The sequence below is a fragment of the Maridesulfovibrio ferrireducens genome, assembly GCF_016342405.1.
GTDB lineage: Bacteria > Desulfobacterota > Desulfovibrionia > Desulfovibrionales > Desulfovibrionaceae > Maridesulfovibrio > Maridesulfovibrio ferrireducens_A.
In genome coordinates, this window is record NZ_JAEINN010000003.1 from 123397 (window position 1) to 141964 (window position 18568).

Below are 18568 nucleotides of genomic sequence, written 5' to 3' on the forward strand. Positions count from 1 at the left end.
ATGTAGAAAGTTGACACCCACAACATGTAGGAGCATTCTCCGTGATTGAAATATTTCTAAAAGGATAAGATTTATGACGACCTCAAGCACACACCTCATAGATGTAAAGGTGAAATACCTTAATGAGATAGCCAGAAAAAGCGGCATGGATTATTCAACTCCAAATTCTGCCGGAATTGATCTGCGCGCCTGTATAGACAACGACTTTATAGAAATAAATCCCGGTGAAAGATACCCGTTTCCTGCCGGAATTGCGATTGAAATTACAGCCAAGGGTATTGCCGGCTTCGTGTATTCACGAAGCGGACTGGGAACAAAGGATGGCCTTACCGTCAGTCAGGGTGTCGGGGTTATTGATCCGGACTACCGCGGAGAGATTAAAGTTTCGCTCCTGAATACCTCCGGCGAAAAGCGACGAATTGAGCGCGGGCAGCGCATAGCACAATTAGTTTTTATGCCCTATTATCACGCGTCGATTATCCCCTGTGAAGAACTGTCCTCAACTGAGCGCGGCTCCGGCGGATTCGGTCATACTGGTAAGAAATAATAACCTCTCAGTAAATATAAGTGAAAGTGAAATTGTCATGACTAAATATGAATCTCTTGTTGAAAACACAAAAAAATCCATCTGCAACACTTACGGCAGATATCCTGTTGATATAACCAAAGCCAAAGGAAGCAGGCTCTGGGATCTCGAAGGACGTGAATACATCGATCTGCTTTCCGGCATATCAGTTGTAAACTTGGGACATTGCCGTGAAGATCTTGCTGACGTAATGGCCGAGCAGGCTCGCAAGCTGGTACATGTCAGCAACCTTTTCTATCAGGAAGAACAAGTCGAATGCGCTGAAAAACTTCTTGCAACATGCGATGCGGACAAAGTGTTCTTCTCCAACTCAGGAGCTGAAGCCAACGAAGCCGCAATCAAACTTGCCAGAAAATATATGCGCACGGTTAAAAACAGAGATGCTTATGAGATTATTACTCTCGAAGGTTCTTTTCACGGCAGAACTCTGGCAACATTGACGGCCACCGGTCAGACCGGTCCGATCAAAAACGGCTTCTCGCCTCTTCCGGAAGGATTTTCCTCTGTACCTGTGGGCAATATTGAAGCCATGTCCGCGGCAGTATCAGGCAAAACAGCAGCTATCATGGTCGAAATGGTTCAGGGAGAAGGCGGTATTAAGCCTCTCGCTCACGACTATGTACAAGAAATTGTAGCTTTGGTTAAAGAAAAAGATATTCTACTTATAGTTGATGAAGTTCAATCCGGACTATGCCGGACCGGTAAATGGTGGGCTCATCAGCATTATGGAATTACACCCGATATCTTCACCTCCGCGAAAGCTCTTGCCAATGGACTCCCTATGGGAGCAATGCTTGCCACTGATGAAGTTGCAAAAGGATTTACTCCCGGAAGCCACGCAACAACATTCGGCGGCAGCGCACTTGTTTCCAAAGTTTCTTCCAAGGTTCTCGACATAATGACCGAAGAAAAACTGGCTGACAGGGCCGCAGAAATGGGTGATTTTTTTATCAGTGAGGCTCTTAAACTCAAAGACAAATATCCAGGAAAGATTGTATCTGTCAGAGGTCTTGGTTTAATGCTTGGAATTGAACTCGGATTTGACGGCAATGAAGTGTTTTCAAAACTTCGTGATAAAGGATTTATACTTAACCTCACGAAGGGAATCATCTTAAGACTTCTGCCCGCACTTACCATTGAGCGTGCAGATCTCGTATCTTTCCTTAATACTCTTGATGAAATATTAGCTGAAATGGATTAATGCGACTTGACCATCATTCTACCCAAACTTATCTTTATAGTATAAGATAAGAAAAACTGGAGAGACAGAAATGGATACAATCGCCCTTTCCATCCCTGTAGAGGGAGGCGTTCAAGACACCTCCTTTATACCTGCGACCAATACAGAGCGGACTGACGTTGCTAATGATATGCACGGCCCTGCACTAAGGGCTCATGAAGCAGATCTTGCAAAAGAGGCTACCTCACTTATGAACAGAGTGACCGGAAAAGGAACTATAATAGACCAGATGATATAGATCTAAATCCTGAAAAACAAAAAGCCCAAGGACAAAACGTATGTTTCATACGTGAGTATTTGGGCTTTTTTGCAGCACAAAATATATCTTAACAACAAAATAAGGCGACTAAATGTCTACACTTCTTAAAATTCAATTCACACTGCCTGATACAGAAATTGCCGAGTGTCAGGTCTATCTTTCCGGAAGAGTTGCTCATGGATGGGAAGAAGAACCGCTTGATGATGACAGTATTTTTTACACCATACATCTTGAAGATCATCCTCTGGGAACAGAGATAGTTGAGGAGATAAAAAAACGGTGGCCCGAAGCGGGATGTATCCACGAAGAAATTGAAGCCGAAAACTGGGGACTTGCCTGGAAAGAGTTTTTCGTACCAATCGTATGTGGAGACATGTTTGAAATTTTGCCGCCGTGGTTGATGGACACCAAAACCGAAGGGCTGATGCATATCGTTATTGAGCCTAAAATGGCCTTCGGTACAGGTAGTCACCCGACGACCGCTCTTTGCCTTGAATTAATCAGTAAACTATTTCGTGAAGGCAAACTTGATCCGAAGATGTCTTTTTTTGATCTCGGAACGGGTTCCGCCATCCTCTCAATTGCCCTTGCAAAGCTGGGACTTAAAGGAACAGGCGTCGATATTGATCCGCAATCTATTATCTGTGCTCTTGAAAATATGGAAAACAACGGAGTTGAATCCGACATAACCCTTGCCGTCGGAAGCGCTGATTGCATTGATCAGAATCTAAAATATGACCTTGTCGTTGCTAACATATTATCCGGACCGCTCATTGAACTGTCTCCTGCTGTTATTGCAAGATTGAAAGAGAACTCAATCCTGATTCTTTCAGGAATATTAAACGAACAAGCCGAAAGTGTCGCCAAGGCATATATCACAAAAGGACTGCCTGCTCCTGAAATATTCATAGACGGTGAATGGGCTGCCCTGCTCTGGGAAAATACCGGCGCAACTGACAATTAAGAAAGAAAAACAATGGACAGAGAATCTTTACTCATGGGCTACTACGAGGCCTTATCAAAGGCCTTAGGCCCATGCCATTGGTGGCCCGGTGAAACTCCGTTTGAAATAGCGGTCGGAGCTATACTCGTACAGAATACAAACTGGAAGAATGTCGAAAAAGCAATTCATAACCTTAAAGAAAATGATGCGCTGACCCTTCAGGGAATCCGTAAACTCTCTTTAGAAGAATTACAGGAACTGATCCGCCCTTCCGGTTTTTTCAGAATAAAATCTGTAAGACTGATCAATTTTCTGAATTTTCTAAATGACAATTCTGCTGAGTGCATTACAGATTTAGCCTCTTTCGACACCTTTACGCTGAGAGAAAAGCTTCTTTCGGTAAAAGGTATCGGACCGGAAACAGCTGATTCAATCCTGCTCTATGCGATGAAAAAGCCTATATTTGTTGTTGATGCCTACACTCGCAGAATTTTCAATAGACATATGTTAATCCACGAGGATATTGAGTACCATGAACTTCAAGATTTTTTTATGGATGTTTTGAAAGAAGATGTACAACTATTCAACGAATATCATGCTCTTCTGGTTAAGACCGCGAAAGAATGGTGTAAGAAGACTGACCCCGATTGTGACAACTGCCCACTGGGAAAATTTCTCAACAACTGAACCATTATGAAATATGCTTAAAGTGTCCTTTAGACATATACTGATCGTTACAGCAGCTTTGTTTGCTTTTTCCCTGCTATCGACTTCTTATGCGATGGCGGAGGGTTCTGCTGCGAACAGAATCCGTGAAAAAATCAAAGATCAAAAACAGCACATTCAACAACAAAAACAAGTTTTATTAAAACTAACCCGCGAAGAAAGGGATATGTTTGGTGAACTTGCATCAATTGAAGACAGAATAACGGACATTGAGCGGAAACTTTTCAGAAGCGAAGACGAGCTGACCAAAATTGTTGCAGATGAAAACGCAGCTAAACAGGAACATGCAGCCCTACAGGATGACCTGGAAAAGATAGTAAGCAACTTAAAGCTGATGCTGGCAAAGCTATGGCCTATTCATTCCCGAAAACTCGAAAATAAATTCGGTTCTCTTGAAGACTGGGAAAGTTCTGATCGTAATTTTGTATGGCTTGCTTCAATCTATAAAGATGCAAAAACTGAACTTACCAAAGCTGAAAATAAAGCTAAAATGATTTCAGAAAACCTTGAAGTTCAAAAGCATCTTCGTTTAAAAGCCGAAAAAAAACTGACGTCGATCAATAAGACAAAAGACCTTTTACTGAAAGACAAACTAAGCCTTCTTTCCGGAATCCGACAGATCAGGTCCATGAAAATGAGTAGGGAGCAAGAATTAAAAGCTCTTCTTGATACAATTAACAAACTGAATTACAAACTTAAAAGTCTGACCAGCAAAAAGATTCTTACTTTTCAGGGATCACTGCCGGCCCCTTGTGACGGTAAGGTTAAAATTAACTTTAAACCTTCGGCAAAACCTCCTGTGAGGGGACAAGGTTACGCAACCAATGGCAATATAGATGTCAAATCCATTTTCTGGGGAAAAGTCGTTCATAATGACACCCTTAGAGGATTCGGACGCGTTGTTATCATTTACCACGGATATAATTACTACTCCCTGTATGCTTACCTTTCGGAAAGCTTCGTAAAAACAGGGCAGGAAGTTGAAAAGGATGAAGTTATTGGAAAAACAGGATATTATCCTGCTCTTAAAGGTACCGGACTCTATTTTGAATTGCGTTTTCACCAGAAACCCGTTAACCCGCAAAAATGGCTTTCCCGATAATAATGAGTAATAACTTTCAAATGAATAATAACTTTCGCAAGATACAGCACCCACCCCGCTGGAGGAACAAATGAGAAAAACTTTGTGGATGATAGCTATCGTCTGTCTTTTCGTAATTTCTGCTGCCCCGCAGAATTCTGAAGCCGTTGATGAAGACCGCTTTCAGCCTTTACGCAGATTCAGTCAGGTACTGGATTTAGTTGAGCATAACTACGTAGAAGACATTTCCCGCAAAGAACTGGTCAACGATGCTGTCAAAGGCATGCTTGAGCAGCTTGATCCTCATTCTACTTTTCTTTCTAAAGATGATTTCAAAGAAATGCAGGAAGCTACCAGTGGAGCATTCAGCGGCATCGGTATTGAAATCAGTCTTGATAAGGGTCGTTTGACTGTAATTTCCCCCATTGAAGATACTCCTGCTTACAAGGCCGGACTTCAATCCGGTGATATAATCCTTGAAATTGACGGAACTTCAACACAGTCAATTTCTCTTATGGAAGCAGTAGGCAAAATCAGAGGTAAGCGTGGAACAGATGTAGTGCTTACGATTCTCCATAAAAACGAAAATAAGCCTGTCAAAGTAACTATCACCCGTGGATCAATCCAGATTCAAAGCGTAAAGAGTCAGGAACTTGAAAAAGGCTATTTATATCTAAGACTTACCCGCTTCAGTGAAAACACTACAAGCGACATGCACAAGGCTCTTAAAAAATACAAGAAATCAAATGAACTTAAAGGAATCGTTCTGGATTTACGCAACAATCCCGGCGGACTCCTCACTCAGGCTGCATCAGTCGCAGACACTTTCATAGCTGAAGGACTCCTCGTCTATATTGAAGGCCGCGACAAAAACAGCAGAAAAGATTTTATGGCTGAAGGAAATGCAAGCTATGCGGATGTGCCTATAGTCACACTTATTAATTCAGGTTCTGCATCGGCTTCCGAGATCGTTGCCGGAGCATTGAAAGATCACGACAGAGCTTTGCTTGTCGGTGAACGCACATTCGGTAAAGGCTCTGTACAAACCATCATCCCCATGGCTGACGGATCAGGAATCAAACTGACTACAGCGCTTTACTACACACCTAGCGGACGCTCTATTCAGGCTGAAGGAATTGATCCTGACATCGTATATCCTTTCATCCCGCCGTCCAAAGATGACGATAAAGATGACCGCTTCATAGTAAGAGAAAAAGATCTGAGCAGACATCTGGAAAATAACGGCGGATCTAAATCCGGCAAAGAAAAAAATCAGAATGATAAGGCTCTAAAAATGCTTGAAAAAGATAACCAGCTCAGACTTAGTCTACAACTGGTGAAACAGCTTCCCCGCTTAAAGGAAATTAAGTAGCGTAGGAGTTAATTGAAGTGGTAAATAATACTACGGACCAAAATAATAAGCCCGAAACCCCGGTAGAAAATCCGGGGATTCGGGCTTACCTTTCAAAACCATTTGGAATCGCTGTTGCAACAATTGCAACAGCCACTTTCATATGCCTGATCATTGCTTTAATGGTCTACAGCGGTTCTGATACCGTTGCAGATCATAAGCAATCTATCCCTCACGAACAGCAAGGATTCATATCGGCAAACGCTACAAATCCCTACGAGGAAATTGAAAAAGATGACCTCGAAGATTTAGTCAAGATTGCCGATTTATCCCTTATTAATACTCTTAAATCAGCTGACGTCTCAATGTCTGACCTGAAATTGGAAGATGTAACCCTGAAAAAACATCAGGGCCGCTATTTTCATTTTCAGCAACTTAGATTTCCTCTTAACGGAGACAAGCTGAATTTCGTTGAAAACATAAAAAAAAGACTTAGTGCGGCAGGACTGTCGGCCAATATTCACAAAGTATCCGAAGGATGCTGGCTGCTCAGTATTAACGAAGTTCCGACCCATAAGTTCTTTATAGACACAGCGGTTCAACAAGAAAAGCCTGTTGCGGTCATAATTGATCCCAACGCTCCTAAAATGGCCATTGTTATTGACGACATGGGAGAAGACATAAACTTCGCGCGTGGACTGGCTGCTCTTGATATTAAAGTAACTTTTTCCATTTGGCCCAACAGTTCTCACGTAAATAAAGTGTCCAAAATCGCGAAGAATAGCGGGAATGAGATAATGATCCATCTCCCGATGCAACCCAAAGGATACCCGAAAGTAAACCCGGGAGCAGACTCACTGCTCGTTGGTATGGATTCAAAAACAATTCAGCAGCGCGTCGTTACGGCAATGAATAAAGTACCTTATGCGACAGGATTGAATAATCATATGGGGTCAAGATTCACTGAGAATCTTGCAGGAATGTCGGAAGTAATGATTCCTCTACACCCAAAAAAGATATTCTTTCTAGACAGCCGCACAACAGCAAAGAGCACGGCACGCAAAGCAGCTAAAAAAGCTAAGGTAACTCTGTACGAAAGGAATATCTTTCTTGATAATGTAAAAGATGTAGCCGCAATTAAATTCCAATTAACCAAAGCGGCTAAAATTGCACGTAAGACGGGTCAATCCATTGCGATTGGTCACCCGAACCGCGAAACACTTGAAGCAATTAGGCAATGGTCAGTAGAAATAAACGGAAAAATAAAAGTAGTCCCAGTTAAGGATCTGGTTCCAAAGAGCTAAAAAAGCTGATTGTCAGGCTTTTTCATAAACATAAACAACAAATAAGTAGATTTGTCCTTTAATTTATGTTTTTTTAGTCCATTAAATTCATGCAGGGACTAAAATTGAATAGTTTTTTTTAAAGTCCGATAGTTATATTAATATTTTCAACACAAAGGTATATGACGGATGAAAAAAATCCTACTTTTTATGGTTTTAATTTTCATGATTGCGGTACCAGTCATCCATTTAGCCCAGAGCTACACAGTATCCATAACCCAGATAGTTGAGCACCCTTCCCTTGACTCCATGCGTGAAGGATTCAAAGACCGCATGAAAGAAGCTGGAATTAATGTTCAGTATAATGTTCATATAGCGCAAGGAAATCAGGCTAACAATGTTCAAATCGCTAACCAGATTAAAGGTGAAAACCCTGATCTGATCTTAGCCATCACAACTCCTTCCGCGCAAGCAGTTGCTCAGAAAATCAAAGAAACCCCTATCCTTTTCACCGGCGTTACCGACCCTGTTGCGGCAGGACTTGTTAAAAGCCTGATGATCCCCGGTAAGAATATTACCGGCATGACGGATATGAGCCCCATACTGCGCCAAGTTGAGCTTATTAAAGAATTTCTGCCAAAGATCAAAACCATTGGAACGATCTATAATGCAGGAGAATCCAACTCAGTCGTACTGATTAAAGTTCTTAAAGAAGTATGCAAAAGCTTTGACATCAAAGTTGAAGAAGCTTCAATAGCCAACTCCAGCGGAGTATATCAGGCCGCAAAATCTCTTGTCGGTAAATGTGACGCCATATATATTCCCCTCGACAACACCGTTGTTTCAGGACTCGAAGCCGCTATAAAAGTATGCAGACAAAACAAACTGCCTATATTCTCAGCTGACACTGATTCTGTAAAACGCGGCACAGTAGCTGCTTTAGCTTTAGATTATTATCGCATGGGGCTTCAAACAGCAGACATGGCGGTTCGCATACTGTCTAAAAACGCTAAGCCGGGAAGCACACCTGTCGAATCATTGCAGAACCTTCAATTGTTTATTAATCCTAACGCGGCAAAAAAAATGGGAATCGCAATTCCAAAACAAGTTTTGGACAGAGCTGACGAAATCGTCAAATAATTGCTATTTGCCAAATTCACGCAATCGAGTTAAAGGCGCGGTAGAAACCGCGCCTTTATTTTTTATAAAAACAAAACGTTATTACCCCTATTTAAAAAATGATCAGCTTATATGCTTTCATGGGTGCTCTTGAACAAGGATTTGCCTTCGGGCTGATGGTTCTTGGAGTATACCTTACATTCAGAGTTTTAGACTTTCCCGACCTGACTGTTGACGGCAGTCTGCCACTTGGTGCTGCTGTTTCAGCTGTAGCAATCACGAACGGATATCATCCGTTCTTAGCCATGAGTATGGCTGTCTGTGCCGGCTTTATCGCCGGAGCTGTCACGGGAATACTTAACACCAAGTTCAAGATATTGCATTTGCTCGCGTCTATTCTGACCATGATCTCGTTATATTCTATAAATATCCGTATCATGGGCAGACCGAACATAACACTGCTCGGACAAGACACTTTAATTGACAAATTTATGGAAATGACCGGACTTGCACCATATATTTCCACCCCGATACTTTTCGCGATTATATCCATTACCGGACTTATCGCTTTTATCTGGTTCCTCAAGACCTCTTTCGGGCTTGCGATGCTGGCAACCGGAGACAACCCCAAAATGATCACCAGTCTAGGTGTAAACCGTGACATGATGATTATATTCGGAGTTGGTTTATCAAACGGGATGGTTGCCCTGTCCGGCGCACTGGTGGCACAGAATCAGGGATCTGCCGACGTTAATATGGGAATCGGTACAATTATCGCCGGATTGGCTTCTGTTATCATCGGCGAAACAATTTTCGGTACAAAAACAATCACCTGCGCCATGATTTCCGCAGTGCTCGGCTCTGTACTTTACCGAATAGCAATTGCTCTGGCTCTAGGCATGAGATTCGGTGATTTTGCATTCACTCCCAGCGACCTCAACCTAGTCACAGCGGTTCTGGTTATCGCAGCACTAGTCTCTCCGCAGATCAAAGCTAATGTTCTCGGAAGGAGGCTTCGCGCATAATGCTTACCATTCAAAAAGCCGTCAAAACTTTCAATCCTAACAGTGTAAATGAAGTTCAGGCATTACGTGAAATTGACCTTGAAGTTGATAAAGGCGATTTCATAACCATTATCGGCTCAAACGGTGCGGGCAAGTCTACTTTCCTAAACTCTATTGCCGGATCATTTATCCTTTCCAGCGGAAAAATTATTATTAATAATCAAGACGTAACCTCGTGGCCTGAACATAAACGCGCGGCAAATCTGGGAAGAGTTTTTCAAGATCCACTACTCGGAACATGCACCTCTCTGACCATTGAGCAGAACATGGCTCTTGCGCTCAAAAGAGGCAAAAGACGCGGACTTGGATTCGGAGTACGTGCGAAAGATAAAATTATTTTTAGAGAACAACTTTCTACACTGGGGCTAGGCCTAGAAAACCGCCTCACCGATCAAGTCGGACTGCTTTCCGGCGGGCAAAGACAAGCCCTGACTATGATCATGGCAACAATGACAAGACCCGACATACTGCTGTTAGATGAACACACGGCAGCTCTTGACCCCAAAACCGGTAAAAAAATTCTTGAAATAACCGAAACCGTTGTCAGCAGAGACAACCTGACAACATTGATGGTGACTCATAATATGAATCAGGCCATTAACATGGGTAACAGATTAATAATGTTCCATCAGGGAGCGATTATTTTAGATATTTCCGGAAAGGAAAAGACGGGATTAAAAGTTGAGGACCTTCTTGAAAGGTTTTACTCCCTTCGTGGCGAGAGTATGGCAACTGACAGGATGCTTTTTTCTTAAAGCAGTCAATCATGCTTCCTTCCCGGGCAGGGCTACAGCCCTGAAATATGCGAAAAACCGCAGAAAACAATACACTTTGGAGGATTTTAAAATGGGCGAACTTACTTTTTCTATCATCAAACCAGATGCCGTTGCGAACAACAAAATTGGTGACATCTTGAAAATGATCTCTGATAGCGGTCTTACCATCAAAGCTACCAAAATGATCCAGATGACTAAAGTTCAGGCTGAAGGTTTCTACGCTGTTCACAAAGAGCGTCCTTTCTTCGGTGAACTCGTAGAATACATGATTTCCGGTCCTTGTGTTGTTTCCGTTCTTGAAGGTGACAACGCTATCAAACGTTACCGTGACCTCATGGGCGCAACCAATCCTGCTGAAGCAGCAGAAGGAACAATCCGTAAAGCTTTCGGCGCAAGTATTGAAGCTAACGCATCACACGGATCTGACGGACCTGACACTGCTAAAGTTGAAGTTTCCTACTTCTTCAGCAGCCTCGAGTTGGTGAACTAGCATGACTAAAAAAGTCGGATTCATAGGCACTGGCAATATGGGGGCCGCCATCATCAAAGGCATGGCGGGAGATGAAAACATCAATCTACTTGGCTTTGATTTGAATAAAACGGCGCTTGGCCTTCTTGCGGAAGAAACCGGTCTGATTCAGACCGACACTGCCCGCGACCTTGCCAAAGAATCTGACTTTATTGTGCTGTGCGTCAAACCGCAGCACGCTGTCGCAGTTCTTGAAGAAATTGCGCCCGAACTTGATGAGTCCAAATGCATTGTTTCAATAGCAGCAGGACTAACAGTGACCACACTTAAAGATTCCAGCGAAAACAGATGCCCTGTTGTAAGGGTTATGCCTAACACCCCTGCTCTGGTTAATGCCGGAGTATTCGCTGTATGTCTTGATGATTCACACATCAACAAGGACCAGGCTTCTTTTGCGCGTGAAATGTTCAAACCGCTCGGCGATGTATACGTACTTACCGAAAATCAGTTTGATTCTTTCACAGGCGTCATAGGTTCCGGCCCCGCTTATATCTTCTATTTTATGGAAGCGATGATCGAATCCGCCGTAGAACTCGGACTTCCCAGAGAACAGGCTACCGCAATGGTGGGAAAACTCTTTGAAGGCTCTACGAAACTTGCGCAGGAAAGCAAGCAACACGTCAGCCAGTTGCGCGAAATGGTAACCTCCCCCGGAGGAACTACCGTTCAAGCATTGGTTCACTTGGATCGCACTGCCACCCGCGCTAATATTATAGACGCAGTCCGCAAAAGCTATGAACGCAGCATCGAACTCGGCAAAAAATAGTTTAAGACCAAAGGGGGAAAACCCTTTTTGAAAAAAGTGTTTTCCCCCTCTGGACTCCCCCTTTCCCCAAAACTTTTAATTGGGTAAGCGGGGAGTTTTTTTGTATGTAAAAAATAACGCACTTCGTTAAACAAAATACGTTATATAGACAGTACTTGCCCACACTGCCAAAAATCCGCACGTTACCGCTTTCATAATTTTATTTTTCAAGAACGGCTCTACGCCCACTGTTGCAAGAATTCCGAAGCATGACAAAAGTCCAAGTGTATAACTGGCCTTGGCGGTGCTGTAGATTGGAAGATTCAAGTAAAGATAAGTCACTGCGGTAAAATATACAACAAGACATCCCACAAGAAACATTCTGCCATTCAAAACCGATTTTACGGGTGTAAAGAATGTTCTGGAGATTCCGATTAGAATCCATATCGATGGAATTAATGCCAATAATGCGGATGCGACCATCAAATCATCATTCCACGGCGGTCTGCTGGCAAACTTACTAACCCCGCTTAAATTTCCATCAAGCCATAACGTTGCATAAAGACCGTCCCATATACCGTTGGTAGTAGAATAAACGGGACGTAAGAGCGAACTCCCGAAAGTCACAAAATGCTCCCAAATACGATAGCCGTGATCCTGCCACCATACAATCTCCCGCATAGCGTCCCAGCCGCCTATAAAAGGCTTGCCATACGCATACCAGTTGTAAAAGTAATACCAGCCTCCGACAACAGCGGTAATAGCCGCAGACAGCCCTATCCCGACAAACGAGGATAACGGGCTGGCACTTGAATTTTTTCTGGATGACAATATCGCAAATAATATAAAGAAGACACTAAGCGGTATGAGCAGACAGGCTGTAGCTTTACTGAGAATAGCCAATCCCATGAAAAGCCCTAGATATGCGTAGGATTTTAGGTTTCGACTTTCCTGCTTAATAATTAAGGTCAAAACCATCAGGATTATAAGCCCCGAAAAAACTGCGGCCAGAGGCTCGTTTGACCAGAATTGCGACATCACAAAATTCATAGGCATAAAACCACCAAGCAGCGTCGCAATGATCTGCAAAGTTTTATTTTTGCCAAAAACCAGCTTTGCACTTCTATAGCAGATTTCGATCATTGCCGCGCCGCATGCCAGCGGAATAAGCCGGAGCCAGTACAATGCGGATTCAATCCCCATAAGCGCGGATAAAACCTTATATGCAGCGGCTGAAATTATATAATAAAGCGGAGGCTGGAACATCTGCCAACCTTCTACCGGGCTGGGTAATCTTAGATTATCTGCAATGTATTGAATGTAGGTATAATGACCCGTTGAATCCATGCCTAGCTTAAGTGGCAATTTATGAAAATTATTTAATGCCATCACTACCCAAAAAAAGATCAGAACAAATCTGAACAATTCAGGACTTATGCTCGCTTGATTTAGTTGAGGTAAAAGTTTTTTATGATCGCGCATCCACACCAAAACGGCTGTGAATAGAAACAGGACGAGCATGTAAGGAAATGATTGCAGAAGAGCTTTATCACCCCTTTTAAATTTATTACTGATAAAAACAGACCCTGATTTACCGGCATCTAAAGCAAGATTCCAGACATAATTATCTTTACTAGCCTCCCACCCTTCTCCGGTTGAAAGACCTAATTCGTCAGACCATGCCAGAAGCACCGGATGGGCATTCTCATTAACAACCGCAATTTTTAATTGATGAGCTCCTGAACTAAGTTGCGGCAGATCTAAAGAAACTTCTTCACGCCAGTTACTTAAATCACCATCAGATTTAAGCAGCGGATTACCATCGAGCCAAACGCCGGCACTACGAAAAGCTTTAAAATGAAGCGTTGCACTTTTACTTTCTGATAAATCAAATGAAGTTCGAAACAGCGTCATTTCCGAACCGTTATTTCGAGCATTCAATCGAAACGGAACATCAAGTCTGATCCACTTGCCCTTTGAATGAGCTGTCAGATAGGAATTCTCCGTCTTTGCCAGAGAACTATCCACAGCAAACCAGACAACAGACACAAACAATAGAATCGACAATGAAAGCAGAATAACGATAACTCTGTTCCGGCTTGAATTATCAGACATAAAAAACGCTCCGTAAATATTTTTTTCTACTGAGGAAGTACCGTTATTACCCGTTTTTGAACAGTTTTTTTTAAGGTAACGTTTAAAGCTGTTTACCAAAAAAAAGAGGCCGTAAACGACCTCTTTTACAAAACGGGTTGAATTAAATTCCTACATTTCTGAAAGCCAGACCAACAGGAAATAAGTATCTAAAAGAATAGCACTCAGGATTCCGCTAAAGAGCATGAGTGTTCCAAGTTTTTTCAGTTTAAGAGAAGTCCATTCACCGACAGGCCCCATAACAGGCTTTTCTTTTTCTTCACCGAAATAAACGGCCTTGCCACCCATCTGAGCACCGAGAAGCCATGCGGCAGCGGCCATAGGCCAACCAGCATTAGGACTTTCGCTTTTGCCTGCATCTTCAATCAGATTTTCATAAGTGCGTTCCCAGTCAAGCTTAAGGAATCGCCCTGCGGCAAGCATCATGAATGCGGTAATACGAGCAGGGATAAAAGCCAGAATATCATCAGCTTTTGCTGCGTAATATCCGAATTCTTTATACTGCTCATTTTTATAGCCCCACATTGAATCCATAGTGCTCACAGTCTTATACACCCACATTCCGGCAGGACCGGTCACTACCAGATAGAAAAACGGAGCAACAAAACCGTCATTCAGGTTTTCACTGGTTGTTTCAGCGAGAGCCTTGCGAAGGCCAGCCTCATCAAGATTAGAAACATCACGGCTAACAAGCTGGGAAATAGCTTTCCGCGCTGCTTCAATATTTCCCTGATCAAGAAGAGTTGCCCCTTTGCGGCATTCAGAAAGAAGTCCACCAAGAGCAAGTCCTGCATACGCAAGATAAAGGGCAATAATCACACCTACAAACGGAATTGCGAGAAAGATTTTTAACACGCTGAATATTACTAAACTGAATCCGACAACTCCGACTCCGCCCATAATTTTAGGAGAGAGTGTAAGCGATCTGACCCATTTGTCATACCGGTCAAGAGCCATGCCCAAATAACGTACGGGATGTGGAAACCAGCTTGGATCTCCGAAATAGTAATCTAGAATCATGGCGAAAACAGGTATCAGAAATACTACAGTAGAATTATCCATTAAATTTCATCCTCACATTTGTGTTAGTTAAGGGTGATCAATTTTTAAATATAGAAAAACACCGCGCCTATCACGTTTAAGGAGAAGCGTTGCTATTTCTATATCATACAAAAAAGGCGGCACGGAAGTGATTCCGTGCCGCCTAAAAGACTAATTTTCGTAATATGAACGAAGAAGAGCACTGCGGACAGGATGCCGAAGCTTTCTGAGAGCCTTGGCTTCAATCTGACGAATACGCTCACGAGTAACGTTGAAAAGCTTACCGACCTCTTCGAGAGTGTGGTCAGATTTTTCTCCGATACCGAATCTTTTGCGAAGAACTTGCTCTTCGCGGGGAGTAAGATCAGAAAGAACCGTTGCGATCTGCTCACCGAGTTTAGTACTGACGACTTCTTCAGCGGGAGCAGTTGCTTTTTTATCTTCAATAAAATCACCGAGACTGGAATCTTCTTCATCACCGATAGGTGTTTCAAGAGATATCGGCTCTTTGGCGATCTTAAGAACTTTTTTAACTTTTTCGAGCGGATAATCCATACGTTCAGCAATTTCTTCAGGCGCAGGGTCACGTCCGAGTTCCTGAACGAGGTAACGGGAAGTTCTGATCAGCTTATTAATAGTCTCAATCATGTGAACAGGAATACGGATAGTACGGGCCTGATCCGCAATAGCGCGGGTAATAGCCTGTCTAATCCACCATGTTGCATATGTTGAGAACTTGTATCCGCGCTGATATTCAAACTTATCAACGGCCTTCATAAGACCGATGTTACCTTCCTGAATAAGATCAAGGAACTGCAAACCGCGGTTGGTGTATTTCTTAGCAATAGAAACAACCAGTCTAAGGTTAGCTCTGATGAGCTCCTGCTTAGCCTGCATTGCCGATCTGTTACCGTGCTTGATACGCCATAAAACTTCTTCAAGATCATAAACATTATGACAACATTTATCTTGCAGACGAACCAGAATTTCCATCTTACCTAAAATCATTTCCTTGAAGGAGAACAATTCATCCACGGTCAGATTCAATTCATCGGCAGCAGCAACAGGATTAATTTCTCTGTCATCAATCTTTTTGAAAAGATCTTTGACTTCCTGCTGAGTTTTACCAGTAGAAAGGATATATGCTGAGAGGTCGCGCTGACAGTTATGCATCTGTCTGACATAATCACCGACAGTCTCAATGATCTGGTCGATCAAAGTCTTTTCGATTTTAATGTCACGCAGGCGGTCAACAACTTCCTGCTTGTAAATCATGATTTCATTTTGCACGCCGAAAACCCTGCGGTCGAGTTGTGCGCAATAATCAAGCTTTTCGTATATTTTTTTCTTTTTCTTATAAATCTTTTTAACTTCATCAAGAAGGAAAATAACGCGCTGACGCTGATTCATCTCGTCTTCGCTAGGATCATCTTCTTCGATGGTTTTTACAACATCTTTCAGCTTGATACGGGATTCATCGAGATGTTCACCGACACTGATAAGTTCTTCAATTGCAACCGGAATTTCAACCAGAGCATAAAGAACTTCCATCTCTCCGTTTTCAATCTTTTTGGCGATAACAACTTCGCCTTCACGATCAAGTAAACCAACAGCGCCCATCTCACGTAAATACATACGGACAGGGTCAGTACTGCGGGAAACGTAATCAATTGCATCTTCAGCACTTTCAGTAAGATTGATTTCACTCTCAGTCTCGACATCGTCATCCATTAATTTTTTACCGTCTTCTTCGGTATTAACAATGGCAATATTGAGTTGATCAAAAATCTTAATTACATCTTCAAGCTGCTTGGTTTGGTTGAACTCGGCAGGCAGAGCCTTGCTAAGCTGTTCAAAAGTAAGAAAACCTTGTTTCTTACCTTCTGAAATTAGAACCTTAATCGCCTGAATATCTTTAATGTTGCTCATCATCCCTCCATACAGAGTCGTTCAGAACTTTGAGGTATGCATTAACACGGTCTGAGTCGCCTTCCGCCTGAGCGCGGCGCAAAGCGTCTGTGAGCTGTTTTCTGCCCAATTCATACCGCCGCCTGGCAATAACCTTACAAACATGTCGCCATTCTTCTTCTAGATCTTCGCCGACGAATGGTTCTTCCATTCTGCAGCATGCCCAGAATTTTTTTTCTGAGTCATCTAGAAGCGGAATTATGTCCTGCCCGCTGTGAGCCGTCAGTATTGACCACAGTTTTTTGCCCCAGTGCGAGGTCAGGACTTGCGCAACCCCCCTTTCAGAGAGTTCCACGACATGTTCAGGATGCTGTACGGCATACCTCAAGAAATATTTATCATCTTTTTCCTGTCCTCCGACCGAAACAGCAGCACGTGGCTCTCTTTTTCGGACGACAGGAGTCGAAGATTTACCCAAAACACCGGAAAAAGCTGATCTTAATTCTGCTTCAGCTACCCCGAGGCCGGTTGCGACCTTAGGAATATAAAAAGCTTTAAGTGAAGCACTGGACATGTTCTTAAGAAAACCCTGTGCCCAGTCCATAATTTCACGGGGAGAATACCCCGCTTTGAGAGTAGCAAGACAAAAGTCCAACCCTTCTCTAGCTTCATCCAGAAAAACCTGAAAACCTTCAGCCCCGCGAGTCTGAAGGAGACTATCAACGTCCTCCCCGTCGGGAAGTACTATAACTCCACAGGAAACACCCTGTGTTAAAATCATTTCTGCACTGCGAAGGGCTGCTTTAAACCCGGCGCTGTCTCCATCAAAAACTAAATTCACTTTTGAACAAAACCCTGAAAGTCTTTTGACTTGTTCAGGAGTTAAAGCTGTTCCCAGTACTCCGCACGAATTTGCATAACCAAATTGATGCAGGGAAATAACATCCATATACCCTTCAGTCAGAAGAGCCTGCTTAGTCCGGGCTATTGATGTCCTTGCCTGAGAAAGTCCATACAGGTGCTCTCCCTTTTTATAAATGGGAGTATCACTGCTGTTTAAATACTTTGGTTCTCCATCAATAATTATTCTTCCGCCAAAAGCAATAACCCGGCCCGATAAATTTTTAATAGGAAATATTAATCTCCCGCGAAATCTATCATAGGTACGGCCCTTAGCATTTTGGGAAAGCAAGCCTGCCCGCACTCCCTGCTCCGCGGAATAACCACTTGTAACCAAGAATTTCTCAAGCCCCTGCCAATCTTCGGAACTGCAACCAAGACCGAAACTTTCGATAGTAGCGGACTCAACTCCTCTTTTTTTGAGGTAATCTCTTGCAGTACGTCCTTCGGGAAGTTTAAGAAGCCGGGAATAATATTCTGCGGCTTTCTCATGCATCTCGAGAAATGTTTTCTTTTCAGAGCTCCTTTGAGCTGCTCCGGGGTCAACTTTTCCAGGGGTAAGTTCCACTCCGGCTTCAGCAGCTAACTGCTCCAGAGCATCCTTAAATTCAAGCCCGTTAATATTAGCATAAAAATCAAAAATATCGCCCGAAGCCTGACATCCGAAACAATAAAAAAAACCTTCTTCACTATTAACACTCATAGAAGGAGATTTTTCTTGATGGAACGGGCATAATCCCATCCATCTACCGGAAACAGGTTTCAGCTCTACATACCTTCTAATAATATCAACTATGTCTAGGCGTTCCTTGATAGCTTCAATTGCTCTTCTGTCCAAAAAAAGCCTCCGCTTGCCAATAAAA

General features: G+C 42.9%; 17 protein-coding genes. 13 read left to right on the forward strand and 4 right to left on the reverse strand.

What is annotated here, in order from left to right; translation table 11 throughout:
- Window positions 1–73: 73 nt before the first annotated feature.
- From dut to proC, 13 genes are all read left to right on the forward strand, one after another.
- Entirely contained in the window at window positions 74–547 is a 474-nt protein-coding gene (gene dut, locus JEY82_RS04365; RefSeq protein ID WP_304082968.1) for a dUTP diphosphatase, read from the forward strand.
- A gap of 37 nt (window positions 548–584) precedes the next feature.
- Window positions 585–1787, forward strand: a complete 1203-nt coding sequence (locus tag JEY82_RS04370; protein WP_304082970.1) for an aspartate aminotransferase family protein — start codon at window positions 585–587, stop codon at window positions 1785–1787.
- Between the two features lie 70 nt (window positions 1788–1857).
- Window positions 1858–2064: a hypothetical protein gene (locus JEY82_RS04375; protein WP_304082971.1), complete on the forward strand. Its 207-nt coding sequence runs from the start codon at window positions 1858–1860 to the stop codon at window positions 2062–2064.
- Window positions 2065–2176: 112 nt separating this feature from the next.
- Entirely contained in the window at window positions 2177–3049 is an 873-nt protein-coding gene (locus tag JEY82_RS04380) for a 50S ribosomal protein L11 methyltransferase (protein ID WP_304082973.1), read from the forward strand.
- A gap of 12 nt (window positions 3050–3061) precedes the next feature.
- Window positions 3062–3715, forward strand: coding sequence for an endonuclease III domain-containing protein (locus JEY82_RS04385; RefSeq protein ID WP_304082975.1), 654 nt, complete (start codon window positions 3062–3064; stop codon window positions 3713–3715).
- Between the two features lie 13 nt (window positions 3716–3728).
- On the forward strand, window positions 3729–4856 hold the full coding sequence (locus JEY82_RS04390; RefSeq protein ID WP_304082977.1) for a murein hydrolase activator EnvC: 1128 nt from the start codon (window positions 3729–3731) through the stop codon (window positions 4854–4856).
- 70 nt (window positions 4857–4926) lie between these two features.
- Window positions 4927–6207 (forward strand): S41 family peptidase, encoded by a 1281-nt coding sequence (locus JEY82_RS04395; RefSeq protein ID WP_304082979.1) that lies wholly within the window; start codon window positions 4927–4929, stop codon window positions 6205–6207.
- A gap of 17 nt (window positions 6208–6224) precedes the next feature.
- Window positions 6225–7490, forward strand: coding sequence for a divergent polysaccharide deacetylase family protein (locus JEY82_RS04400; protein ID WP_304082981.1), 1266 nt, complete (start codon window positions 6225–6227; stop codon window positions 7488–7490).
- Between the two features lie 168 nt (window positions 7491–7658).
- A complete protein-coding gene (locus JEY82_RS04405) occupies window positions 7659–8609 on the forward strand; it encodes an ABC transporter substrate-binding protein (RefSeq protein WP_304082983.1) in 951 nt (316 codons plus the stop codon).
- Window positions 8610–8707: 98 nt separating this feature from the next.
- A complete protein-coding gene (locus JEY82_RS04410) occupies window positions 8708–9613 on the forward strand; it encodes an ABC transporter permease (RefSeq protein WP_304082985.1) in 906 nt (301 codons plus the stop codon).
- A complete protein-coding gene (locus JEY82_RS04415) occupies window positions 9613–10407 on the forward strand; it encodes an ABC transporter ATP-binding protein (protein ID WP_304082988.1) in 795 nt (264 codons plus the stop codon). The genes JEY82_RS04410 and JEY82_RS04415 overlap by 1 nt, the downstream gene beginning before the upstream one ends.
- Window positions 10408–10498: 91 nt before the next feature.
- The gene (gene ndk / locus JEY82_RS04420; RefSeq protein ID WP_092161098.1) at window positions 10499–10918 is read left to right on the forward strand and encodes a nucleoside-diphosphate kinase; all 420 of its coding nucleotides are present in this window, start codon (window positions 10499–10501) and stop codon (window positions 10916–10918) included.
- Between the two features lies 1 nt (window position 10919).
- A complete protein-coding gene (gene proC / locus JEY82_RS04425; protein ID WP_304082991.1) occupies window positions 10920–11723 on the forward strand; it encodes a pyrroline-5-carboxylate reductase in 804 nt (267 codons plus the stop codon).
- A gap of 126 nt (window positions 11724–11849) precedes the next feature.
- On the opposite strand, the gene JEY82_RS04430 is transcribed toward proC, so the two are convergent.
- The 4 genes from JEY82_RS04430 to dnaG all read right to left on the reverse strand — a co-directional run bounded on the left by JEY82_RS04430 (window position 11850) and on the right by dnaG (window position 18543).
- Window positions 11850–13817, reverse strand: coding sequence for a glycosyltransferase family 39 protein (locus JEY82_RS04430; protein ID WP_304082992.1), 1968 nt, complete (start codon window positions 13815–13817; stop codon window positions 11850–11852).
- A gap of 150 nt (window positions 13818–13967) precedes the next feature.
- Window positions 13968–14918 (reverse strand): adenosylcobinamide-phosphate synthase CbiB, encoded by a 951-nt coding sequence (gene cbiB / locus JEY82_RS04435; protein WP_304082995.1) that lies wholly within the window; start codon window positions 14916–14918, stop codon window positions 13968–13970.
- A 150-nt stretch (window positions 14919–15068) separates the two neighbouring features.
- Window positions 15069–16826, reverse strand: a complete 1758-nt coding sequence (gene rpoD, locus JEY82_RS04440; RefSeq protein WP_304082996.1) for an RNA polymerase sigma factor RpoD — start codon at window positions 16824–16826, stop codon at window positions 15069–15071.
- Entirely contained in the window at window positions 16813–18543 is a 1731-nt protein-coding gene (gene dnaG / locus JEY82_RS04445) for a DNA primase (protein WP_304082998.1), read from the reverse strand. Before dnaG ends, rpoD begins: the two co-directional genes overlap by 14 nt.
- Between the last annotated feature and the right edge of the window lie 25 nt (window positions 18544–18568).